We start from the raw sequence: 1,797 nt of genomic DNA, 5'->3' as shown, positions 1-1,797 counted from the left end.
TTGGGAGTAGTTCTTTTTCATGATTACCTCCTATGGTGAGCCCATCTGGAATCAACCCCAGGTGGGCTTTTCTTTTGCTTTTTAAGCCCCTAGAAAGGCGCCATACACCCGTAGAACCTATCGCACCAGGTAAGAACCAGGAGGAGCCTATTTTAGCCCCTTGCGAACCCGTAAAAATAGGCTCCTCAATGTCCCCAAAGGTTGGGGACTTTAAGGGGGTTTGCGAATACTCCTAAAATTTGAGCAGTAATATAGGGGGGCGACTACGACCCCCCCTATATCTATCAGCTATCACGCAATAGGGAATTGCCTTTTTTGGCTCAAAATCGCCATTTAGTGAAAATTTGGGCAAGTGCTCAAAGAAAAATGCATATGTAGTTGATTTTTGCAAAAATAAAATGTATATTTAGTTTGCGAAATTTAGCAAAGTGAAGAATTACGCCAACAAAAAAAAGAACTGATTACCCGGGCGACATCAAGCCCTTACACACAAAAAGAAACAAAAGGCGGTAGGAAAATGAAAGTTGCGAATTTCACAATTCCCACGGATGACGAAGAAGTCTTCCAGGAGTTTGACAAGTGGGTTTCGGAACACCCGGATTTGTTCCCTACAAAGTCCAGGAATGGCGGTCGCCGTTCGGCGGCAATAGTCGGACTTATGCGCTTTGTAGTTGAGCACCCGGGAGCGTTTGCGAAAATGTATGCTCACGAAATCGGACAACTGGATTTGTTCGAAGACAACCAGGGAGAAACTTTAAAGCCGGCATAAACAAAAAGCCCCTTGTTTTTGCTCGCGAAAACACAACAAGGGGCAAAGGATTAAACCTTAATGGAGAATGTAGAAAAAGCTGAAACGAAAAGCAAGCGTTTTCTTTCCTGGACTTGCGTTGTTTACCCCGGTGAGTCGCTCCCGGAAAAATGGAAAGAGATTTTAGGGGAACTTATGATTCCCTGGGCAATTAGCCCGGTTCACGACCAAGATGTAAACGCCAATGGAGAGAAGAAGAAGGCGCACCGCCATTTGCTTTTGTCCTTTCATTCTGTCAAGGCATATGCCCAGGTAGAAGAGATTACAAAGCTTTTGGGTGCTCCTGCTCCTCAACCTTGTAGAGATACCCGGGGAATGGTTCGGTATTTCTTGCACTTGGACAACCCGGAGAAAGCACAATACAAGCGTGAGGACATAGAGTGTGGCGGTGGCTTTGACCTGGAAAACGCACTCAAAGCAACCGCAACCGAAGAAGAAGAAATCCTAGATGAGATGTGCGAATTCATTGAGACAAATTGGGTCACGGAGTTTTGCGACTTCAATTCCTATGTGAGAAAAGAGCGTAAGGAATGGCGAACCATTTTGCGTAAGAATTGCTTTTACCTGACACAAATCATCAAGAGCCAAAGACACTACAAGGAGCAAGAAGATGCCCGACAACAAAACGCTAACCGCAAAATTTGACCAGGTAGAAATGAACGCTTTGGCGTTTGCGGTCAAGAACCGAATGGCAATAATTGAAATGAAAGCTTTGTCCTTTCACGGAGAAACACCCCAAAGTTTCAAAGCATACCTGGATAGCGAATGGGAATACGGTGCACTTGTTAGTTTGTGTAGGAAACTACATATAGATTAAGCAGCAGCAAGAGCCACACCCACACCACACCCCCACCCCCCACCCTCCCCAGCTTTAGCGGGCGGGCGGGGGGCGGGGTGGAGGATTGGGAGTAGTTCTTTTTCATGATTACCTCCTATGGTGAGCCCATCTGGAATCAACCCCAGGTGGGCTTTTCTTTTGCTTTTTAAGC

At 46.0% G+C, this 1,797-nt stretch carries 2 protein-coding genes; both read left to right on the top strand.

The annotated features are described in order from the left end of the window. The first annotated feature begins 517 nt into the window (after nt 1-517). Nucleotides 518-769, top strand: coding sequence for a hypothetical protein (locus tag ACJMM9_RS16820; protein ID WP_405329604.1), 252 nt, complete (start codon nt 518-520; stop codon nt 767-769). Nucleotides 770-829: 60 nt separating this feature from the next. Next, nucleotides 830-1,453, top strand: a complete 624-nt coding sequence (locus tag ACJMM9_RS16815; RefSeq protein ID WP_405329601.1) for a replication protein — start codon at nt 830-832, stop codon at nt 1,451-1,453. Nucleotides 1,454-1,797: the final 344 nt, after the last annotated feature.

It is taken from the genome of Fibrobacter sp. (genome assembly GCF_045112255.1).
GTDB lineage: Bacteria > Fibrobacterota > Fibrobacteria > Fibrobacterales > Fibrobacteraceae > Fibrobacter.
The sequence above is the reverse complement of the archived record's forward strand: the minus strand, read 5'-3'. Positions and strand labels throughout refer to the sequence as shown.